Source organism: Aquimarina rubra (assembly GCF_042684305.1).
GTDB classification, from domain to species: Bacteria; Bacteroidota; Bacteroidia; order Flavobacteriales; family Flavobacteriaceae; genus Aquimarina; species Aquimarina rubra.
Genome location: NZ_JBHULE010000019.1, coordinates 2,000,559 through 2,022,036, shown reverse-complemented (window position 1 = coordinate 2,022,036; position 21,478 = coordinate 2,000,559). Strand labels below are relative to the sequence as shown.

Annotated in this window: 19 protein-coding genes; 14 read left to right on the top strand and 5 right to left on the bottom strand. The window is 34.1% G+C overall.

Annotated elements, in window-relative coordinates; translation table 11 throughout:
• Positions 1-45 precede the first annotated feature (45 nt).
• The 5 genes from ACFSR1_RS17485 to ACFSR1_RS17465 all read left to right on the top strand — a co-directional run bounded on the left by ACFSR1_RS17485 (position 46) and on the right by ACFSR1_RS17465 (position 6,075).
• Positions 46-603 (top strand): SCO family protein, encoded by a 558-nt coding sequence (locus ACFSR1_RS17485; protein WP_378294307.1) that lies wholly within the window; start codon positions 46-48, stop codon positions 601-603.
• A gap of 365 nt (positions 604-968) precedes the next feature.
• The gene (locus ACFSR1_RS17480) at positions 969-1,562 is read left to right on the top strand and encodes a hypothetical protein (protein ID WP_378294306.1); all 594 of its coding nucleotides are present in this window, start codon (positions 969-971) and stop codon (positions 1,560-1,562) included.
• A gap of 82 nt (positions 1,563-1,644) precedes the next feature.
• Complete coding sequence (locus tag ACFSR1_RS17475; RefSeq protein WP_378294305.1) at positions 1,645-2,313, top strand: hypothetical protein; 669 nt, start codon at positions 1,645-1,647, stop codon at positions 2,311-2,313.
• A gap of 171 nt (positions 2,314-2,484) precedes the next feature.
• Positions 2,485-2,805: a hypothetical protein gene (locus ACFSR1_RS17470; protein ID WP_378294304.1), complete on the top strand. Its 321-nt coding sequence runs from the start codon at positions 2,485-2,487 to the stop codon at positions 2,803-2,805.
• Between the two features lie 432 nt (positions 2,806-3,237).
• Positions 3,238-6,075, top strand: a complete 2,838-nt coding sequence (locus tag ACFSR1_RS17465; protein ID WP_378294303.1) for a tetratricopeptide repeat protein — start codon at positions 3,238-3,240, stop codon at positions 6,073-6,075.
• Between the two features lie 183 nt (positions 6,076-6,258).
• Here the strand turns inward: ACFSR1_RS17465 and ACFSR1_RS17460 are convergent, their stop codons facing one another.
• Both ACFSR1_RS17460 and rsmG read right to left on the bottom strand, forming a co-directional pair.
• A complete protein-coding gene (locus ACFSR1_RS17460) occupies positions 6,259-6,858 on the bottom strand; it encodes a hypothetical protein (protein WP_378294302.1) in 600 nt (199 codons plus the stop codon).
• A 143-nt stretch (positions 6,859-7,001) separates the two neighbouring features.
• Positions 7,002-7,631, bottom strand: coding sequence for a 16S rRNA (guanine(527)-N(7))-methyltransferase RsmG (rsmG, locus tag ACFSR1_RS17455; protein ID WP_378294301.1), 630 nt, complete (start codon positions 7,629-7,631; stop codon positions 7,002-7,004).
• Positions 7,632-7,767: 136 nt separating this feature from the next.
• Between rsmG and ACFSR1_RS17450 the strand changes: the two genes are divergently transcribed.
• The 3 genes from ACFSR1_RS17450 to ACFSR1_RS17440 all read left to right on the top strand — a co-directional run bounded on the left by ACFSR1_RS17450 (position 7,768) and on the right by ACFSR1_RS17440 (position 10,577).
• Positions 7,768-8,868 (top strand): fatty acid desaturase family protein, encoded by a 1,101-nt coding sequence (locus tag ACFSR1_RS17450; protein WP_378294300.1) that lies wholly within the window; start codon positions 7,768-7,770, stop codon positions 8,866-8,868.
• 43 nt (positions 8,869-8,911) lie between these two features.
• On the top strand, positions 8,912-10,099 hold the full coding sequence (locus ACFSR1_RS17445) for a pyridoxal phosphate-dependent aminotransferase (protein ID WP_378294524.1): 1,188 nt from the start codon (positions 8,912-8,914) through the stop codon (positions 10,097-10,099).
• A 199-nt stretch (positions 10,100-10,298) separates the two neighbouring features.
• Positions 10,299-10,577 (top strand): hypothetical protein, encoded by a 279-nt coding sequence (locus ACFSR1_RS17440; RefSeq protein WP_378294299.1) that lies wholly within the window; start codon positions 10,299-10,301, stop codon positions 10,575-10,577.
• Positions 10,578-10,928: 351 nt separating this feature from the next.
• Here ACFSR1_RS17440 and ACFSR1_RS17435 read toward each other — a convergent pair whose 3' ends face one another.
• Together ACFSR1_RS17435 and trkA are read right to left on the bottom strand one after the other, a co-directional pair.
• The gene (locus ACFSR1_RS17435) at positions 10,929-12,425 is read right to left on the bottom strand and encodes a TrkH family potassium uptake protein (RefSeq protein ID WP_378294298.1); all 1,497 of its coding nucleotides are present in this window, start codon (positions 12,423-12,425) and stop codon (positions 10,929-10,931) included.
• Position 12,426: 1 nt separating this feature from the next.
• A complete protein-coding gene (trkA, locus tag ACFSR1_RS17430) occupies positions 12,427-13,776 on the bottom strand; it encodes a Trk system potassium transporter TrkA (RefSeq protein WP_378294297.1) in 1,350 nt (449 codons plus the stop codon).
• Between the two features lie 281 nt (positions 13,777-14,057).
• Between trkA and ACFSR1_RS17425 the strand changes: the two genes are divergently transcribed.
• The 4 genes from ACFSR1_RS17425 to porT all read left to right on the top strand — a co-directional run bounded on the left by ACFSR1_RS17425 (position 14,058) and on the right by porT (position 16,973).
• Positions 14,058-14,855 carry an alpha/beta hydrolase gene (locus tag ACFSR1_RS17425; protein ID WP_378294296.1) on the top strand — a complete coding sequence of 266 codons (798 nt, stop codon included), beginning with the start codon at positions 14,058-14,060 and terminating at the stop codon, positions 14,853-14,855.
• A gap of 273 nt (positions 14,856-15,128) precedes the next feature.
• Entirely contained in the window at positions 15,129-15,392 is a 264-nt protein-coding gene (locus ACFSR1_RS17420) for a hypothetical protein (protein WP_378294295.1), read from the top strand.
• 128 nt (positions 15,393-15,520) lie between these two features.
• The gene (ubiE, locus tag ACFSR1_RS17415) at positions 15,521-16,249 is read left to right on the top strand and encodes a bifunctional demethylmenaquinone methyltransferase/2-methoxy-6-polyprenyl-1,4-benzoquinol methylase UbiE (RefSeq protein ID WP_378294294.1); all 729 of its coding nucleotides are present in this window, start codon (positions 15,521-15,523) and stop codon (positions 16,247-16,249) included.
• A gap of 1 nt (position 16,250) precedes the next feature.
• Entirely contained in the window at positions 16,251-16,973 is a 723-nt protein-coding gene (porT, locus tag ACFSR1_RS17410) for a type IX secretion/gliding motility protein PorT/SprT (RefSeq protein ID WP_378294293.1), read from the top strand.
• A gap of 8 nt (positions 16,974-16,981) precedes the next feature.
• Here the strand turns inward: porT and ACFSR1_RS17405 are convergent, their stop codons facing one another.
• Positions 16,982-17,710 carry a TrmH family RNA methyltransferase gene (locus tag ACFSR1_RS17405; RefSeq protein ID WP_378294292.1) on the bottom strand — a complete coding sequence of 243 codons (729 nt, stop codon included), beginning with the start codon at positions 17,708-17,710 and terminating at the stop codon, positions 16,982-16,984.
• Positions 17,711-17,747: 37 nt separating this feature from the next.
• On the opposite strand from ACFSR1_RS17405, the gene tamL reads away from it, so the two are divergent.
• Positions 17,748-20,312 (top strand): translocation and assembly module lipoprotein TamL, encoded by a 2,565-nt coding sequence (gene tamL, locus ACFSR1_RS17400; RefSeq protein WP_449224259.1) that lies wholly within the window; start codon positions 17,748-17,750, stop codon positions 20,310-20,312.
• A gap of 86 nt (positions 20,313-20,398) precedes the next feature.
• Complete coding sequence (gene fbaA, locus ACFSR1_RS17395; protein WP_378294290.1) at positions 20,399-21,466, top strand: class II fructose-bisphosphate aldolase; 1,068 nt, start codon at positions 20,399-20,401, stop codon at positions 21,464-21,466.
• Positions 21,467-21,478: the final 12 nt, after the last annotated feature.

Here is a 21,478-nt window from a genome sequence, read left to right as displayed (position 1 = left end):
ATTATTTGTTGTTCAGTATCGTGTAATAGAACAACGAAAAATGAATTGCCCGTTTATAATCCCTCAGATTTTAATCCGGAATTGGTAGATATAAGTCTACAAAATACAAGTGAGAATCATAAAGTAGCTGACTTTGAATTAATAAATCAAAATGGAAAAATTGTAACTCAAAAAGATTACCATAATAAAATTTATATAGTCGATTTCTTTTTCACTCGTTGTCTAAGTATTTGCCCTGTAATGACCAATAATATGGGTAAACTTCAAAAATTATATTTAGAGAATGAAAATATTATGTTTTTATCATTGTCAGTAACACCTGATATTGATAGTATTCCTGTGTTAAGAAAATATGCCACCGACAAAGGCGTAATAGATTCAAAATGGAATATTACAACTGGAAATAAAAAGCATATTTATGAATTAGCAAGAAAAAGTTATTTTGCCGTTATAGAAAAAGGTGATGGCGGACTACAAGATTTTATTCATACACCTAACTTTATATTGGTGGACAAGAAAAAACAAATACGTGGAATTTATGATGGAACAAATAATAAAGAAATCGAACGATTAGTAAATGACATGCGTATTTTGACAAACTAATTATTATCAAATACTACTGGGTACAAAACCGTGTATAGTTCATTGCGGTGAATCGGTTAAGAGAAAGATTATTTCCTACATTTCATTATCTTAATTTCTTAAGAAAAATCGAACTAGCCCAGCTGTTCACTTTTTCCCAACTGCGAATTTTCGCCGCAAGCGGCTCATCTGAAATGCAAAGCGCTCAACTGAAATTCGCAACGAAACCATACACAAACACGTTGTGAAAAATTCCCTACATCAGAATATGACTAATTCCTCGAACTAACGAAGAGAAAAAGACACTGAAAAAAGGAAAAAAACGATTAACTGATTATTAATAACTAAATTTAACGTTAATCGAGATTAAAAATCAACCTTAAAATATGAGTAAAACTAAAATATTGTGTCTTATTGGACTCGCACTTTTCGTTATTAGTTATATAATGTTTTCACAAGGTTCCGTATTCATTTATTCTCAGAAACCGATTGATTTTGCTCATTGGATGAACTTGATAGGTGGAGCATTACTAATCAATTTTAACAATGTGTTCCCTAAAAATAAAATGAACTCAGTTGCTTCTTTTTTAACAACTTTAGGGGTATTTGGTAACGTTGGACTTTGTGCTTTAGATTTACTGATGTGGAGCTATGGAAATAATTTTGCTGGGAGAGCAGAATTAGGTAATCAAATTAGCAATACTCCTTCAATATTTTATCCATTCCAAGTACTTGGACCTTCATTTCTGCTAACAGGATTATCGCTACACGCTTGGAATTTTATTCGCAGGAAGCCATTTATCTCATTATTAGTTATCATTGGCGCACCCTTAATTGGAATTTCGTTTTTCGTTTTAAAGAATGGTATCCTAATGGCTATTTGTTGTTTATTATTTGCATTGGGACTTGGGCTACTTTTGTTTCAGTCGGAAAACAAATCATTTGACGGAAAAAGTGAATATACCAAAAACGATAAATAAAAAACGTTGCACAAAGATTTGTATATTGTATTTGCTTCCTTTGGGAAGCAAACGCACCATAAAAGAAACGTTGTAAAATATTATGAAAAACTCATCGATAGTTTTAATAGCATCCATTTGCTTATTCTCTCAAACCTCTTGCGAACACAAAAAGGAATCGAAAATTAATTTTAAAGATTTTGAGATTAGATTATCAAAAGATGAGGAACCGCCATTAATTTTTGAACTTAAAACGGAAAATGAAACTCAATACTTTGTCGAGAATCAACCAAAAAAATGGAAGGGATTAGCCAACAAATCTGAAACAACAATCGGAGTCTATGAATGGAAACTATTTCCACACAATAATATTGAATTTGAATACCCAAGAACATATTCATTTGAGGCAAAATTATCAATAACCAATGACATTTGGACTTTATCAGGCAATGATTTTACAATCATGGTTATAAGACCAATTGTAGAAATGGATGTAAAGGAATATGTCGATGAAATGATAAGCCAATTCGGACAATCAAACTGTTCAACTAAAGAAATAACTGAACAAATAAATTCTTCAAAGTTGAATGGAATAAAACTGTCTGTTACTCTTGCAGGAATTAATCTCGAATTAAATGTTTTCGAAGTAGTTGATAATAATGGAAAGAAAAGCCTGCTTGTATTTCAAGATTCCTTGACCCAGGCAAAAGAAAATAGCAAAGAGTCAAACAAAACAATGGAAAGAATAAAACAGACTTTTAAAATCAATTAGTAAAGTTTTACAACAATTTTTATAACATATTGTTTACGAATTTGTTACTGGGTAATTATTGCGAAATTTACCATCTTGTTTCCTTAATCGGAAATTCAGTATAGTTTTCCACAACAAGCCGTACACAAATACATTATCGTATAAAAAATGAAAAAACTTGAAACCGAAAAGATGATCCACTTTCTCTACCGGATGTCTATGTACGTTGGCGATGTGACTAGAGACAATATTGTTTCCTTTATGCATGGGGCTGATTTCGGTAAATGGAGAGAGCCACATTGGACGAAATTGTTAAATGAGTTTATAACGATCGAATATAAAATTGAAGGACGAGCAATGGGTTGGCCTCATCAAGTTGAATTGTTAAGTAAGCGAGAAGGAATTGAATGGAATGAAGGATTTAAGAAACTGATGCTTGAGATGATTAACAAATCTGATCAAATACCATTTACTAAGAAAATGCAGAACTGGATTAACGATTTAGAGAACTGAAAATTAAATACGTTAGCCAACATAAGCAAACGTTAAAACCTACTTAATTCTTACAAAAAATAAAATATCAATCCAATAAAGATTTATTATGAAAATCAACATCCAAAACCTGTAAAAAAATAATGGTTTTGGACGTTCACCTAAGTCTACTAAAATGCCTATATTTGGTTAAGAGAGATATAAAATCACTTTCTAGCTTTATGTATCTCATACATTAGATATTGTAAAAGCATTTCGTGAAATAGCAATATAGCCCCGAAATTTTAGATGATCAATTTTTTTCAAAATCCCTTTAACCAACAAATAAGAAATACAAATTGTTTCAGAAAACACCGCGGTTCGATTATTAAAAACTACAAGCTAAGTACCTGCTTAAAGAATGAAGAAGAAAGAAAGAAAAAGCAAGTGATTTTATAATTAAATGACAAAAGATTGATAAAAAACATAATTGCATATCTTTTAATTTCTTCTTGCAGTTGCCTTGTGAGCTCTGCACAAGTCAATATTGACTCGCTAAAGAGCATCTGGAAAAACACATCCCGACATGATACCATCCGTTTAAATGCAATCAACCAAATGGTCAATGAAGGCTATCTATATTCTAAACCGGATAGCGCCTTTTATTATGCACAATTGCAATATGACTTTGCAAAAAGCAAAGGGCTTAAAAAACAAATGGCCAATGCAAGGAACATGCAGGGAATCTCTCTAATGTATCAAGGCAAATATGACCTTGCTAATGATCATTACACACAGAGTTTAAGCATTCACGAAGAAATAAGCAATAAAGCCGGAATAGCCAACACCTTAAATGGCATAGGAAACAATTTTAGGGATCAAGGAGATTTTAACAACGCTCTAAAATGTTACAATCGCAGTCTTAGGATTAGAGAAGAAATAGGAGATAAAAAAGGAATTTCTGCATCATTAAATAACATAGGCGTTGTTTATTATAAACGCGGTGACTACACAAAAGCTCTTGACTACCATAATCGTAGTTTGGCCATTAAAAAAGAAATGGGTAATAAAAAGGGAATGGCCTATAGCTTTATCAATATGGGGATCAATTACTTTGAACAAGGTGATTATGTGAATGCCATAGATTATTACAGACGTGGTTTTTCTCTGGTAGAAGAAATAGGAGATAAAAGAGCTATGTCCAGTACCTTAAACAACATAGCGCTTATATATACGAATCAGAGTGATTTTGAAAATGCCCTTAAATATCACAATCAGAGCCTGGCCATCGCCGAAGAAATGAGTGATAAAAAAGGAATTATAGGCTCCCTTAATAATATCGGACTCATTTATAACAAATTAAACAATAGCAAAGATGCTTTTGATTATCTATTTCGTGGTTTAACTATTAGTACTGAAATCGGAGAAAAAGAAGGGATCGCAACTTCTTTAAATAACATTGGAAAAGTCTATTTTGATCAAGGTGATTATGAAAAGGCCAAGGACTTTTACAACCGTAGTTTAATACAAATGGAAAGTATAGGTGAGGTTGGAAAAACGACAAAAATCCTAAGAAACATTGGTGAAAACTATAATGAGTTAGGTGATTATAACAATGCTATCGCATATAATAAACGTGCATTAAATCAAGCGCAAGAGATACGAAACATTATAGAAATAAAAGAAGCAGCACATGCGCTTTACAATAGCTATAAAGCAACCGGAAATCCACGTAAAGCTTTAGAGATGTTAGAGCTTTATATAGCAAAAAAAGATAGTATTGACAGTCAACAAAATCAGCGCGAAGTTATCCGCCAAGAGTACAAGTCTTCTTATGAAAAAAAGGCAATGGCAGATAGCCTAGCTTTTGTAAGAGAACAATTGATAAAAGATGCCTCGATTCAAGTTAGGGATGCGCAATTAGAGAAATCAAAAATCCAGCAAATAGCCTTATACGGATGTTTGGCCTTGACATTGCTGTTCCTGATGTACGTATATAGTAGATATCGACTATTACGCAGGCAAAAGCGTATTATTTCTAAGCAGAATGAGGACATCACCTCTGCAATGGAACAACTCAAGCAAAGTAAAACTCAATATAAAGGTTTATTTTCTTCTTTACCTGATGCTTTACTGGTTTTTGACTATGATGATAAAGGAATCATAAACGATTGCAATGATGTTGCTGTAAGCTTACTAGGAAAAAAATCTAAAAACGAACTGATTGGTCATTCTCTATTTGAAATATCATCAAAACGTCAGCTTGGTCATAAAAATCCTATTAATTTAAAAGAAGACAAGGTTAAAAAGTTGTCTCCGACTCAAACCTCATCATTTGAATTTAACATCGATAATGCTGATGGAAGTAAATCTCCGGTATTAGTTTCGATGTGCGTTATAGAAGTAAAAGGTCGTAATCAGGTATTCGCATTACTTAGGGATATTTCTGACATTAAGATCTATCAAAAAGAACTAGAAACATCAAAAACTGACTTAGAATCCACCTTATCAAAACTTCAGGATACGCTTAAAGAATTAAAGATTAGTAAAGACAAGTTAAGTGAAGTAAACAAATGGCTTGAAGATAAAGTAACCGAAAGAACTTTAGAATTAGAGATTGCTAATAAAAAACTAATAGGACTTGATAAAGCAAAATCACAGTTTATAAATATTATTAGCCACGAAATAAGAACACCATTAAATGGCATTATCGGAGGCCTTAGTCTTTTAAAAGATTCTAAGTTATCTGAAGAAGCATCCTCTTTAATCGAAATTTTGGACCTGTCTGCTTCAAGACTAAATGATTTTTCAAAAAAAGCACTGGATATAAGCCTTATCAACGTATATAACAAGGATATCCTAAAACCAGAAAAAGTTAAGGTTAGAGACATTATAGAAAAGACTGTACACAAGGTTACACTTGAAAAAAACGAAAAGGAAGTTACTTTTAAAACAGAATTTAATACGGATATAGATACTATAGTTGTAGACTCTAACTACTTTGGCAAATCCCTTTTTCATATCATACATAATGCCATGAAATATTCACCAAACAAAGGCACTGTTTCTGTTCTAGTTGATGATCACGATCATAACCTTGTAATCACAGTAAAAGATGAAGGAGATGGTTTTGAAAAAGGATTTACAATTACTAACAATGTTACGTTTAGCAATAAAAATCATATCGATGACAATCCCGGTTTAGGTCTTTATTTGGCAAATCAAATTATAGAGATACACGGCGGTCATATGGAAAATGGAAATAATGATGACAAAGGAGCTTTTGTTAAAATTTACATTCCAACAACCTAGTAAATTCTAGAATACCAGACATCAAAAAGCTCTAAACTGTGACTATCAATATTGACTGTTGTTTACAACAGAAAAAACCTTGCTTGTGCTAACTTGCAATTAGTAGTACAGCATAGTTAACTTCTCTTTTTACAAGTGTTGGCTTACTATCACCGAATAGTATTAAAAAGAACTAAGTTCGTTTTACTTTGCCTTTTTCCTTAAAAACCACGACAGTTTCATAGCTAGGGCCGCATATGCAGCTCCAATTCTCACTTCTCTCTTATAAGGGGCTATTTTAGCTTCCACACGCATAGGTGATTTTGATTCCCAGACAACATTCTCCGGGTTTGCTATTTCATAAAGCTTAAGTGCTACTTCTATTTTACAAGGCTGTGAAAAACCAACGTTATATCCAGGATACACCCACAATGTCTGCACGTGTAAATTGTATTTTGCATTAGGATTATCTCTGGAAACTATAATTTTTCTTTTTTTAGGCAGCGCATAGTTCAGGTTTTCAATAAACATTGGCGCATATACAGTATCTCTATCTGCGAACCAAGAACCTTTAAATCTTTCACCGGATCCTGGTTTATGCTTTTCTCTTATTCGTACCTTATCTTTTATAAACTCTTCCTCTGTAGCGAATCCATGTACCTTTATGTTCTCATACCCAAAACTGACTGATAGTTCTTTTTCGCCAGCTAATACAGAAATATCTCCAGAAGCTGTTTTTATTTTCTGGCCTAAAACAGATAGTGTACAAAAAATAATTAGAAGTATACTCAGCGTATTTCTCATATCCATTATTCAATCAATTAAGTTGACAAACTTACTAATTCTATGATATATTGAAAACACAAATACAACTTTTTGTTTTTGCTCTAACTCAACTCACCTGTGTTATTATTTAACCGGTATCTCAGCACAATTGAGCACTCTCTTTACAACTTATATTTTACCGGAAGATGCACCACTTTTTTGGTTTCGAAAAAATCTTCTTCAAAATAATCGGGCAAATTGTATTGAGTCGCTTTTGGAAATAAAGCCAACTCCTCTGTTAGATCACCTCCTTTTAGATACAAAATACCATTGGGTAATTCATGATTTGATTTCTTTTTTACATTTTTACGCACCCATTTCACAAAATCAGGCATATTAGTCACTGCCCTACTCACGACAAAATCAAAACGATCATCAAACGTTCCTGCTCTTCGTTGCTCTGCTTTTACATTTTTTAAACCTAAAGCACCAGCTACTTCATTAACCACCCGTATTTTTTTTGCAATTACATCTACCAAATAAAATTCGGTTTCTTGAAACAAAATTGCTAAGGGTATTCCGGGAAATCCTCCTCCTGTACCCACATCTAATATTTTAGAACCTTCTTTAAATGTTTGTACTTTGGCAATACCCAAAGAATGCAGTACGTGACGCTCATACAAGAGATCGATATCCTTTCGGGAAATTACATTGATCTTAGCATTCCAATCCTTATACAATTCGCCAAGTTGCTTGAACTTATCTATCTGATCGTCTGTTAATTCGGGGAAATATTTGAGTAGTATATCCATCAAGTACGTTTTAAAGCGCAAAAATACATGTAAACTTCTTATATTTTACTACTTTTTAAGAAGTTAAAAAAATATAAATACCTAACTTTACCGAATAAATTATGACGAAAAACGTTAAGTCATAAATACAAAGCCCATGACTACACCAAACGTAAAATTTAGCCGAGCGGATTCCGCAAAATTTTTCAGAACTCTGAACAAACGCGTAAATCAATATTTCAAAGAAAATAATATTAAGCGAACCGGGAACTGGAAATTACACTTGAAAACAATTGTCATGTTTTCTCTTTTTCTCACACCCTATTTCTTAATCCTTACCCTAGACATCTCTCAATGGTGGATGTTATTATTGACCATTATCATGGGAGTTGGTATGGCCGGTGTAGGAATGAATGTAATGCATGATGGAAATCACGGATCCTATTCTTCAAAAAAATGGATCAATAATTTAATGGGAAGTAGCCTTTATATCCTAGCTGGTAATGTATACAATTGGCAGGTACAGCATAATGTACTACACCATACCTATACAAATATCCACGGTCATGATGAGGATATGGATGCCGGAAGAATCATTCGTTTTACAAAACACGCAGAATGGAAACGTTTTCATAAATTCCAACATTACTATTCTGTATTTTTATATGGTTTATTGACCTTTAACTGGGCAATCACCACTGATTTTAAACAAACCAGAAATTACCTAAAGCGTAAGCTGTCTTATGGAAAATTACCTAGCCCATTAAAACAATGGAGTACCGTAGTGATCACTAAAATGATTTATGTGATGATCTGGATTGTAATCCCTATGCTAATCTTGTCTATTGCCTGGTGGAAAATCTTAATAGGATTCTTCATTATGCACTATGTAGCAGGTCTTATTTTGAGTGTCGTATTTCAATTAGCGCATATGGTAGAAGAAGCACAAATGCCGTTACCCGACACAACTGGTACTATGAAAAATACCTGGGCAATTCATCAGTTATTTACTACGGTGAATTTCTCCACCAAGAACAGATTAGTGAACTGGTTTACCGGAGGACTAAATCATCAGGTAGAACACCACATTTTCCCGAACATTAGTCATGTGCATTACACTAAAATTTCTAAAATAGTAAAGCAGACTGCTCAGGAATTTAATCTACCATATAACGAATATAAAACCACCCGCAAAGCGATTATGGCCCATTTTAGACATCTAAAAGAAATGGGAATGAAACCCGCGATGCAACCATAACTTTTATTTACCAATTACCAAAATGAGCACACAAGTATCGGAAATGAGTATTCAATTATCAGACAAGATCAACAAATTGAAAGCCTCTGCAACCTTAGCGATGGCTGCCAAAGCTAGAGAACTAAGAGCAGAAGGAAAAGACATCATCGGACTCAGTTTAGGAGAGCCGGATTTTAATACACCGGATTTTATTAAAGACGCAGCCATCCAGGCGGTAAACGACAATTACAATTCGTATACTCCCGTTGATGGATATGTAGAATTAAAAGATGCGATTATCACTAAGTTTAAAAGAGATAACAACTTAACGTATGATCGTTCTCAGATTGTAGTTTCTACAGGTGCAAAACAATCTTTATACAATGTAGCTCAGGTATATCTTAATCCGGGAGACGAAGTTATACTACCTTGTCCATATTGGGTGAGTTATAGCGATATTGTAAAACTAGCAGAAGGAGTTCCGGTAGAAGTGAAAACTTCTATAGAAAATGATTTTAAAATGACTGCATCGCAGTTAGAAAAAGCAATAACGCCAAAAACCAAAATGATTTGGTATAGTTCTCCTTGTAACCCAAGTGGTTCTATTTATAGTAAAGAAGAACTAAGAGCATTAGCGGATGTATTGCAAAAATATCCGGATATCATTGTAGTAAGTGATGAGATCTATGAGCATATTAATTATGTAGGAGATCACGCATCTATGGCGCAATTTGATGACATGTATGACAGAACAGTTACTGTTAATGGAGTAGCGAAAGCTTTTGCTATGACGGGATGGAGAATCGGTTATATCGGAGCACCACAAGCGATCGCCCGAGCTTGTAACAAAATGCAAGGTCAAGTAACCAGTGGAGCTAATTGTATTGCTCAGAGAGCAGTCATTACTGCGTTAGAAGCACCGGTTAGCAAGATTCAATACATGGTAGATGAATTTAAAAATCGTAGAAAACTGATTTTAGATTTACTGGCTGATATTCCGGGATTCGAATGTAATGAACCGGAAGGTGCTTTTTATGTATTTCCTGATGTTTCTTATTACTTCGGAAAAACCATTCAAGGAACTACCATAGAAAACGCATCAGACTTCTCGATGTTTTTATTAGAACACGCAAATGTAGCAACAGTTACCGGTGATGCGTTTGGAAATGGAAATTGTATTAGAATTTCATATGCAGCCAGCACTGAGCAAATCAAGGAAGCAGTAAGTAGAATCAAAAAAGCACTACTATAGCTTAACAAAATCAAATAACTTCTATTAAAAAACCGATGATTCCATAAAAATCATCGGTTTTTTGTTTTTCTAAAATAAATTGATGTTTTTGGAGTTATACTCACGTTACTTTTAACTGTTTTGGGGAAAACACTTATAAGAAAGAGACAAATTGTGGTTTGAGCATACAAAACAATCTTAAAACCTACTTTTTGTATTTATGGACATTGTTGAAAAAGAACGTATTGTTCAAAAAAATGTGCTTCAAATTTTCAAAGAAAATTTCAAAGCTCCATATTCAGAAGATGAAATCTTAAACTATACACCTTCTGAAATAGAAGACACCGTATCCTATTACGAATCTATTCTCGATATCTTTTTTATCGAACAAGAATACCTACAAAGTGTAAAAGGCTCTGTAAAGGATACCATTAAAAAAGTTGCGAAGCTTTGGCACATAAATCCATATGCTTTCGGACCTTGGGAAGAATCTTTCTGATGGTATCTGCCAACTATAGTAATATACGTTTGAAATAAACCTAAGAATTGCTTTTCGCTCCTATCCCCAAAAGGAGAGGCTTAATGAGTATATTTTTTTCTAGTAATAAACCTAAAATTGTGTCAAATTCACGTTATGCTATTAACCTGAATTCGGTTAATATCGGGTAAGTCATAAAAGCGTCAGTTCGAGTAAGTTTTCGTGGTAAAATGGAGAAAGATTGCCTGTCTGCCAGAGCCAGGTAGATATAGAGAATAGCTTTTTGGTAATAAAACACTTGTTTTCGATATAAAATTCTTAACAGAATTTCACTCAAACTAACACATTTCAGATTAATTCAACTCCAGGTCATTACCTATTTCTCCAGAAGAAAGGAGTAAGTAAAATCAGTACAGTAAACAGTTCTAATCTTCCGATAAGCATTAAGAAAGAACACCACCATTTACCAAATGCCGGCAATACATCAAAGTTATTTACGGGGCTCAGCTTACCTAATGCAGGACCGACGTTTCCAAGAGATGAAGCTGCTCCACCTATAGCAGTTTCAAAATCCAATCCTAACATTCCCAGTACCAAAGATCCTATAATAAAAGACAGCATGTATAATATAAAAAAGGCCAGTATATTGAATACGATTTCTTTAGAAACCGCTCTTTGATTATATCGCACGGGTAACACTGCTCTGGGATGTAATGTTCTTTTAAATTCCAGAATACCGTTTTTTATAGTGATAAGGTGTCTTACAATCTTCATACCTCCGGCGGTTGATCCAGCAGAGCCTCCCAAAAAGAATAACCCGAAGAAGACGATCTTTAAAAAAGGCGTCCACACCGTAAAATCCGCAGAAACAAATCCAGTAGTAGTTATAACCGCCAACACCTGAAACAAGGCATGTCTAAAAGCGCTCTCTGCCTCACCATATACCATCGGGTGATCTATTACCGAGTTTGCGGGATCTGCCTTTAAATAAATAATAAGTGCTGAGACCGCAGTAAAAGCAACTAAAAAGATGATATACCATTTAAACTCTTCATCCTTTAAAAACTTCCCAAATTTTCCTTTAAAACCAAAATAACTCAGTATAAAATTCATACCAGCCAGAAACATGAACAACATGATAATATATTGAATCAGCGGTTGATCATTCCAATAGGCAACACTGGCATTTTTTGTTGAGAATCCTCCTGTGGACAATGTACTCAATGCATGGTTTATCGCATCAAAGAAATCCATTCCGGCAACCTTTAGTAAAATGGTTTCTGCAGCAGTATACCCAAAATAGATAAGCCATAATCTTTTGGCAGTATCAGTAATCCTTGGATGTAATTTGTCGGCACTAGGACCTGGAGCTTCTGCCGCAAACAGCTGCATACCACCTATTCCCAGCAATGGTAAAATAGCCACTGCCAGTACGATAATTCCCATTCCACCAATCCAGTGGGTAAGACTACGCCAAAACAAAACTCCTTTTGGAACAATTTCTATTTCGTTTAGTATAGAAGCTCCGGTAGTTGTGTATCCGGACATGGTCTCGAAAAACGCATTGGTAAACGACGGAATTGCTTCAGAAAATATATAGGGTAAAGTTCCACTTAGGGACATAAATATCCAACCAAAAGTAACTACAATATACCCTTCTCTTTTGTTGATGGATTTCTGATGTTCTCTGGTAAGAAACATTAAAATTATCCCCACAAACATCGTAGATAGCGCCGCCAGCATGATTTGCATAGTAACACCATCTTTGTAAATAAAACTTACGATGGTAGCTATCAGCATAAAACCTCCATTACAGAGCAATAAAAGCCCCATAATATGTGTAATAATTTTAAAGTTTAGTCTGGACATGCTATAAGAAAAGGTTTTCTATTTTCTTAATTGATTTTGGCAAGCAACAAACCACTACTCTATCGCCGGCCTTGATATAAAAACCTCCTAACGGAATCATTCCTACTCCATCTCTGATCACTCCCGCAATAATAGCAGAACGAGGAAAATCCAAATCTCTAATTAGATTATCACTCACTTCAGAAGTTGGCTTCACAATAAATTCCAGTAACTCTGCATTCATATTATTTAGCTTGGTCATTGCAACAACCTCGCCTTTTCTAATAAATCTAAATATGTTGTTTGCTGCTAATAGCTTCTTATTAATCAAGGTATCAATTCCTATAGAATGAGATAGCTGAAAATAATCCATATTTTCTACCAGAGCAATGGTTTTACGAACTCCTTTGGACTTTGCAACCAGGCAAGACATAATATTCGTCTCCGAATTTCCTGTAACTGCAATAAAGGCGTCCATATCGTCTATATTTTCCTCTTCTAACAATTCTACATTACGCCCATCACCATTTATAATCAACGCATTAGGAAGATCGTCAGCTAGGTCAAAAGCTTTCTCCTTATCCGTTTCGATAAGTTTCACCTTAAATTTATGATCACATAGATCACAAGTAGTTTTATATCCAATCTTACTACCACCCAGGATCATTACTTTTTTGATCTGTTCTTTTACCTTTCCTGTTAATTTATAAAGTTCTTCCACTCCACCTTTAGAAGTAACAAAATACACCTGATCTCCTTCCTTAAACTTCGTATCGCCTCTAGGAATGATTGTATATTGGGTACCTGCTCGCTGGATTGCAATAGGCATAAAATGAAGCTCCGGGAATATATCCGCCGCCTCTCTAACCGTTTTGTCAACAAATAATGCAGTATTGGACAAAGTTGTACCCACCATTGTCAGCGCACCATCTTCAAACTCATAACTATCACTAAAAGCAGATTGATTGAGGAGTAACTCAATTTCGCTGGCAGCCAAAGCTTCCGGAGAAATCAATTCATCAATTCCGAATTTGATAAAACCAACTTCCTCCTTATTCTCTATAAACTCTGTGTTAGAAATTCTGGCAATGGTTCGTTTTGCTCCAAGCTGTTTTGCCAATACACAAACCGTAATATTAGTCGTCTCACTAGAAGTAACACTAATCACCATATCCACATTCTGTACTCTTGCATCTTTTAGAATACTTATAGATGTAGCATCTCCTTTAATTACTCTAATATCCAGATGGCTATCTGCATAATTCAAGCATTCTTTGTCAGGATCAATAAGTGTAATGTCCTGAGATTCAAATGAAAGTAATTTTGCCAAATGAAATCCGACTTCACCAGCACCGGCAATAATAATTTTCATCCGTTTTTCCTATTATTTATCATCAAAAGATAAAATTAAACTTCAGCAAAATCCACCATAAACTAGGTGAGAATTTATTGCTAAAAAATAAAAGCCTACAAAGATAGTGGAATTTCAGAAACTGGTGAAATAATTAGGAAATAGTACCTTACCAAGCTTCTATTTATAGATCCCTTGATCAAATACATTTCGGAAGGCAAAAACAACAATTCAGTAATTACTTTTTTAGAAAATTCAGTAATAGCAACATCTTAGCACTATAAACACTAACTTCTTAATCAATGAGAACAAAACTTTTAGCACTGGCTTTATTACTAACGAACATTATTGTTGTTAATGCCCAAATGGATGACAAATTCTATTACCCTAAAAAGGATTTGAGACCCATCGAATGGAAAAATTATGAAGAATTAAAATTTAATGTAGAAACGGATACAATTTCCGCATTAATCCTAAAACCTGCTACTAAACCTAAAGCAACCATATTTTACTTTCACGGAGCAGGCGGAAACATTACCTATTACCTTCCGCTTACCCGAATATTAGCAGAGAATAACTTTCAGATAGTAATGATAGATTTCCGAGGCTACGGTAGATCAACAGGAACTCCTACACATAAAAATATTGCCAAAGACGGTCAGCAATTTTTTGAACTGCTTCTTGAACGAGAAGAAATTAAGAAAACACCAAAAATAATTTATGGAATTTCTATCGGAACTCAAATCGCTACACTTTTAGCCAAAAACAATCAGGATAAAATCGATGGATTGGTTCTAGAAGGAGCTATGGCTTCATTTACAGATATTGCTATGCACGCAACGCCTCAGTACAGAGAATTTTTAGAAAAAAACTATATCTCTCCTTATTCTGCAAAAGAGGATATAAAAAGTGTTGATAATATCGACAAACTTTTCATACATAGTAAAGAGGATAAAGATGTTCCATATACACAAGGGAAAGTCATTTTTGACAATGCACCAGGTTCTAAAGATTTTATAGAGTATACAGGAGCACATTTGTATGGGCTCAAATATGAAAAAGAGCAAATACTTCAAAAAATTAATAAAATGACAAAATGAATATAACTGATTTGAAAGCTCTATAATATCGATTATATTTCATCCTGAAATTGACAGTAATTAGAGTAAAATAACCATAAAACTAGAGCCTCCAGAAGCTACCATTACAGGAGTTGAACAAAAAACACAAAATTAATAACATTAAACTCTATATGAAAAGATCTTTAGTAATCTTAAATTGAAAACAGAACTGAAGACATTGATTAACACCTCTAATAATTACAAAAAATGTCAAACAACTTTCGAGATTTTTGGTTTTGGTTAAAAAAGAGAATGAAAAATTGGCCTATACTTTTAATTTTTACCGTAACATATGCCATTATACTAGTAACTTCAATAAGTAATGGACTTTTTAGCGAAGCAATTTGGGGTGGATTTATTGTACTTGGAATCACTTGTTTAGTGATTGTATATTTATTTTTAGGAATCACATTGCAGCACATAATGCAAGATAAGAATGCCGTTAAACTAATTGAAGCAATTTTAATCGCATTAGCGCTCTTTTTGACGTCAGTATTAATGAGCTCATTTAGCTAAAAAAAAGCAAAGCTTTGCATAAACTTAATTTGTATTTAACGATTTAAAACAAATATCCTATCACAACAAAATGACAATCTTTTCCTACGATCCATATCAAAAATGTATATTTGCCTAAATTTTTTTGAATGTCAGAAAAGATAACTCCATACAAAGACAAGAGCACTACCAAAAAAGAACAGGTTACAGAAATGTTTGATACTATTTCGGGTAACTATGACGGTCTTAATAGAGTGATTTCTTTTGGAATTGATGTAAAGTGGAGAAAAAAAGTAGTAAAGATCGTTGCAAATTCTAACCCGAATAGAATTCTGGACGTTGCCACCGGAACCGGAGACCTGGCTATCAATCTGGCTGAAACAGGTGCCTTAGAAATTATTGGCTTAGACATCTCGGCAGGAATGCTGGACGTAGGAAAAGACAAGATAAAAGCAAAAAAACTGGATCAGATCATCTCTATGGTCAAAGGAGATGGAGAAAGTCTGCCATATGAGGAAAATTACTTTGACGCCATTACAGTAGCTTTTGGTGTAAGAAATTTTGAAGACCTAGAACAAGGGCTTACAGAAATATATAGAGTATTAAAACCAGGAGGTGTTTTTGTAGTTCTGGAAACTTCTGTACCCACCAAAACTCCATATAAACAGGGATATAAACTCTATACTTCTACTATTCTACCTTTAATCGGTAAGATCTTTTCTAAAGACAGATCTGCATACTCATACCTAAGCGAAAGTGCTGCTGCTTTTCCTTATGGAGACGCTTTCAACAATATTTTGAGAAAAATCGGGTTTATAGAAGTCGAGGATAATCCGCAAACTTTTGGTGTTGCCACAATTTATACAGCCACAAAATAATATGAAAAGACTTTTTATAGCAATAGCTGTTATTGTATGTACTCAGACTATGAGTGCACAATTATTTTCTAAAGAACGAGTTAGAAATCTTCAAAACTATGATAAACCTCGATTAAGTTGGGGATATATTCTTGGTTTTAACAGCTACGACTTTAATTTTGATTATAAAGCTACTCCAGAAGGAGAAGATCCAATACTAGATGGAGATATATTAGTTGCTAAGTCCATTGGTTTTAATGTAGGACTGTTAGGTAATATGAGAATTAATGATTATCTGGATCTTAGACTGGAACCTCAGGTATCCTTTGTGAGAAGGGATCTTACCTTTAATTCGCCTGATATTGATACCAATCAATCTCAAAGAGAAGTTACATCAACCTATGTACATATCCCCTTATTGTTAAAAATTTCTACTAAAAGACTTAACAATTTTAAGCCCTTTATTGTCGGAGGCGTATCTACTTCTCTTAACTTATCAAGTAATGAGGATAATCCGGATGATAATAGTGTGGGACAGTTTAGAACTAAAACAAATACCAATTATTTTGAGCTTGGTTTCGGTATAGATTTTTATCTGTTCTATTTTAAATTTACTCCTTCTATACGAGGTGTTTTTGCGATGTCTGATGAATTAGTTCGTGATGCAGACCCAGACAGTCCTTACACTTCGGCTATAGATAAAATGTCATCAAGAGGAATTTTTATCAACTTTACTTTTCAATAAGAATAAATCTAAGTTCGTCTAAACTCGTTTAGAATAATCGCAGTAGCAGTTGCCACATTGAGGCTTTCTGTTTTTTGTGTTATTCCAAATCTCGGTATTGCGATTTTTTTGGATATCAATTGCTCAATTTCTGCCGATATACCGTTGGCTTCATTGCCCATAACAATAATCCCTTTTTGAGATAATTGTTCTTGATAAATCGTATGACCATCCATAAAAGTTCCATAGATAGGCATTTCTTCTTGTTCTATCAAAAAACTATGTAGATGAGTGTAGATTATATTCACTCTGGTCACGGATCCCATTGTAGCCTGAATCACTTTTGGATTATAACAATCCACCGTTTGTTCAGAACAAATAAGATTCGTAATACCGAACCAATCACATAGTCGAATGATGGTACCCAAGTTACCCGGATCCCGTACATCATCCAACGCCAAAATTAAACCTTGATAATCTATGGGTTTTGCATCAGGGATATGAAATACAGCCAATGCTACCTGTGGTGTAGTCAAAAAGCTAATACTTTTTAGCTCCGTTTCAGTGACTACATAAGTATGATCAGAAGATGTTTCAAAATAAGAAATATCTAAGGTAAATATAGAATGAAGCTTTAAACCTGCTTCTAAAAACTCATGAATCACCTTTTTTCCTTCTGCCACAAACAATCCATGTTGTTTTCGGTATTTTTTTTGATGTAAACTATTTATTAATTTCTTTTGGTTTTTGCTAACCATACAAATAATGTATTTTTGACACAATAATGAATCTCGATTGAAACACCTGCTCACAAAAATAGTATTTGTTGTAGTAACTACAATTTTTTTAATTTCATGTAATGCAATTAAAAGAGTGCCGGAAGAAGAATACCTATTGACTAAGAATGAAATTTTTGTTGATAGTACCAAAACCAATGACACGAAACTATACAATCAGCTGTATCAAAAACCCAATTCCAAGCTTGCCTGGACTCCATTTAGATTGCATATTTATAATCTTGCCAAAGTAAACCCTGACTCCTCTTATCAAAACTGGTTACACAAAAAACCCAACAGAGAAAGAAATTTAATCAATTTTTTATCTAAGAAACAGGTAACTAGATTAGGCGTCGGTTATGCCGGTGTTAATAATTGGCTTAAGAAAACAGGCGAAGCTCCGGTTATAGTTGATGAATCAAAAGCAAAACGTTCTGTAAAAAGATTACAATCTTATTATTGGAACAATGGCTGGTTTAACATAGAAACTGATTACAAAGTTAATTATGAAGAAAACCAAAGAGCATCGGTTTCATATTTTGTTAAGCCTCATAAACCATATTTTATTGATTCTCTTCATACCAAAATAGAATCCAAAGCTGCAGACTCTATTTATAAACTTAATCAAAGTGGATCAGCTATAATCTCCGGAAAACAGTATAGAACATTAGACATAGAGACTGAAATGGAAAGATTAACACGTTTATACAGAAATTCCGGACTCTACCATTTCGAAAAAGAATTTATAAAATTTGATGCCGATACTATAAATACAAACCAAAGAATACAACTTAACTTACTAATTAATAATAGACAAATAACTGAAGGAGAACATACCAAAAGAATCCCTTTTCAGGTTCATAAAATTAGTAAAGTAAACGTCTTTACGGATTATTCTTATAAAAACAGAAATGAAAAACCTAAAGATAGCGTATCGTATAACGGATATAACATATACAGTTATGATAAACTAAGATACACCCGTAAGGCAATTACTAACTCAATCCTAATAACACCTGGAGAAATCTTTAGAGATAGAGATAGAACGCTTACCTATAATCAAATTAATAACCTAAAGGCTTTTAAATATCCCAACATACGATACAGTATAGATCCTGATAATCCAGAAGGAACCGACCTTATTGCTAATGTTTTACTGACACCAAGAAAAAAATACAGTACCAATGTAGAGTTTGATGTATCCACCTCTAACATACAAGTATTTGGTATTGGTTTTAGCGGATCCTTTTTGATCAGAAATGTTTTTGGAGGTGCAGAAATTTTTGAAATCTCAGGTAGAGGAAGTGTTGGGTCGTCAAAAGATCCTGTAGATCCCGACGGACAGTTTTTTGATATTTCAGAAATTGGTATTGATCTTAAATTATCTTTTCCTAAAATAATCTTCCCTCTTCAAACAAGGAAAATTATTCCGAAATATATGTCCCCTACGACCAACCTTATTTTTGGTATTAACACCCAACAGAACATAGGTCTTGATAAACAAAATGCCTCAGGAATATTTAATTATCAATGGAAACCAAGTACAAAACTCACTCATCAGGTCGATTTAGTAAATGTACAATACGTGCGCAACCTTAATACCGGTAATTATTTTAACGTATACTCCAACTCGTTTAGCAGGCTAAATAATATTGCCACAGAAGTCCTGGATTCTAATTCACCTTTTTTTGATCCCGAAAACACGGATCAAAGTACATTAACAATACCAACAGGAGCCAATAGTTTTATCGCGCAGTCTCTTGGAGAAAGTCCGGATGCCGATTTAACGGCAGATCAACTACAGGAAATCAGAAACATCAACGAAAGAAAGGAAAGACTGACTGAAGACAACCTGATTTTTGCTTCTAGTTACACCTATCTGAAGAACAATCGAGAAAATCTTTATGATGAAAGTTTCTCTCGATTTAGAGTAAAAATAGAATTTGCCGGAAACGTGTTGAACACGTTTTCCAATGCCATAGAGTTAAAAGAAAACTCTAATAATCGTTTTGAAGTATTTGGCGTCGAGTTTTCGCAATATGCCAAAACAGAATTAGACTACATTAAACATTGGGAACTAGGCAGAAAAAGTGTATTAGCTTTTAGAGCATTTGGTGGTATCGCCTTACCTTACGGAAACGCCAATAGTATACCTTTTGCCCGAAGTTTTTTTGGCGGTGGACCCAATGACAATCGTGCGTGGCTGCCATATGACTTAGGACCAGGAAGTAGCGGTGGTAGAAATGAGTTTAATGAAGCTAATATGAAATTGGCCATAAATGCAGAATATCGATATAACATTTTAGGGGCGCTTAACGGGGCTTTCTTTATTGATGCCGGTAATATCTGGAATGTATTGGATAGTGTAGAAGAAGAGGATGCTGTTTTTTCCAAATGGGATGATCTTCAGGAAATCGCAGTAGGTAGTGGTTTAGGTCTTCGGTATGATTTTGACTTTTTTGTTGTGAGGCTTGATCTTGGATTTAAAACATTCAATCCTGCTAACATTGAGGATCAACGGTGGTTTAAAGGCTATAATTTTTCAGAAGGAGTTTATAATGTAGGGATTAACTATCCTTTCTAAAAACAATACTGCTTTTCATCTTCAAATATAAAATCCGTTACGTATTATTTTATTATTTTTGTAGGCTTATTAACTAAAAGTAAATTATGAGTCACAACATCAAACCAGGAGTTGCTACAGGAGACGAAGTACAGGCTATCTTTAAGTACGCTAAAGAAAAAGCTTTTGCTTTACCAGCAGTAAATGTAATCGGATCCAATTCTATTAATGCTGTATTAGAAACTGCAGCAGAATTAAACTCCCCTGTAATTATTCAATTCTCTAACGGAGGAGCGCAATTTAATGCAGGAAAAGGGCTTTCTAATGAAGACCAAAAAGCGGCAATTGCTGGAGCTACAGCGGGTGCCAGACATGTACATTTAATGGCCGAAGCTTATGGAGTACCTGTAATTTTGCATACTGACCACTGTGCAAAAAAATTACTCCCGTGGATAGACGGACTATTAGACGCAGGAGAAGCGTTCTACAAAGAAACAGGAAAACCTCTTTATAGTTCTCATATGATTGACCTATCAGAAGAACCCATTGAGGAAAACATAGAGATTTGCAAAGAATACCTTGCTCGAATGAGTAAAATGGGTATGACATTGGAAATCGAGCTGGGAATTACCGGAGGTGAAGAAGATGGCGTAGATAATAGTGATGTAGATGATTCTAAGCTATATACACAACCAGAAGAAGTGGCATATGCTTACGAAGAATTAAGTAAAGTAAGTGATAAATTTACTGTTGCAGCTGCTTTTGGTAACGTTCACGGTGTTTACAAACCTGGTAATGTTAAATTAACTCCTAAAATCCTTAAAAATTCTCAAGAATTTATTTCTGAAAAATATGGTGTAGAACATAACCACATTGACTTCGTATTTCACGGAGGAAGCGGTTCTACCCTAGAAGAAATTAGAGAATCTATTGGATATGGAGTCATCAAAATGAATATTGACACAGATCTTCAATTTGCATTTTGTGAAGGTATTAGAGATTACATGACCGGTAAGATCGACTATCTAAAAACACAAATTGGTAATCCAGATGGTGCTGATGAGCCAAATAAGAAGCATTACGATCCAAGAAAATGGTTGAGAGAAGGTGAAATTACCTTTAAAAACCGTCTTAAGAAGGCTTTTGAAGATTTAAATAATGTAAACACATTATAACAAGATAGGAAA

What these genes read in the sequence shown, in the direction of transcription:
- ACFSR1_RS17470 (WP_378294304.1), top strand. Translation starts at nt 2,485, where the DNA reads ATGATCCACTTTCTCTACCGGATGTCTATGTACGTTGGCGATGTGACT.
- ACFSR1_RS17425 (WP_378294296.1), top strand. Translation starts at nt 14,058, where the DNA reads ATGAGAACAAAACTTTTAGCACTGGCTTTATTACTAACGAACATTATT.
- ACFSR1_RS17405 (WP_378294292.1), bottom strand. Translation starts at nt 17,710, where the DNA reads ATGGTTAGCAAAAACCAAAAGAAATTAATAAATAGTTTACATCAAAAA.
- fbaA (WP_378294290.1), top strand. Translation starts at nt 20,399, where the DNA reads ATGAGTCACAACATCAAACCAGGAGTTGCTACAGGAGACGAAGTACAG.
- ACFSR1_RS17460 (WP_378294302.1), bottom strand. Translation starts at nt 6,858, where the DNA reads ATGAGAAATACGCTGAGTATACTTCTAATTATTTTTTGTACACTATCT.
- ACFSR1_RS17475 (WP_378294305.1), top strand. Translation starts at nt 1,645, where the DNA reads ATGAAAAACTCATCGATAGTTTTAATAGCATCCATTTGCTTATTCTCT.
- ACFSR1_RS17435 (WP_378294298.1), bottom strand. Translation starts at nt 12,425, where the DNA reads ATGTCCAGACTAAACTTTAAAATTATTACACATATTATGGGGCTTTTA.
- ACFSR1_RS17420 (WP_378294295.1), top strand. Translation starts at nt 15,129, where the DNA reads ATGAAAAATTGGCCTATACTTTTAATTTTTACCGTAACATATGCCATT.
- ACFSR1_RS17440 (WP_378294299.1), top strand. Translation starts at nt 10,299, where the DNA reads ATGGACATTGTTGAAAAAGAACGTATTGTTCAAAAAAATGTGCTTCAA.
- ubiE (WP_378294294.1), top strand. Translation starts at nt 15,521, where the DNA reads ATGTCAGAAAAGATAACTCCATACAAAGACAAGAGCACTACCAAAAAA.
- rsmG (WP_378294301.1), bottom strand. Translation starts at nt 7,631, where the DNA reads ATGGATATACTACTCAAATATTTCCCCGAATTAACAGACGATCAGATA.
- porT (WP_378294293.1), top strand. Translation starts at nt 16,251, where the DNA reads ATGAAAAGACTTTTTATAGCAATAGCTGTTATTGTATGTACTCAGACT.
- ACFSR1_RS17445 (WP_378294524.1), top strand. Translation starts at nt 8,912, where the DNA reads ATGAGTATTCAATTATCAGACAAGATCAACAAATTGAAAGCCTCTGCA.
- ACFSR1_RS17480 (WP_378294306.1), top strand. Translation starts at nt 969, where the DNA reads ATGAGTAAAACTAAAATATTGTGTCTTATTGGACTCGCACTTTTCGTT.
- trkA (WP_378294297.1), bottom strand. Translation starts at nt 13,776, where the DNA reads ATGAAAATTATTATTGCCGGTGCTGGTGAAGTCGGATTTCATTTGGCA.
- ACFSR1_RS17450 (WP_378294300.1), top strand. Translation starts at nt 7,768, where the DNA reads ATGACTACACCAAACGTAAAATTTAGCCGAGCGGATTCCGCAAAATTT.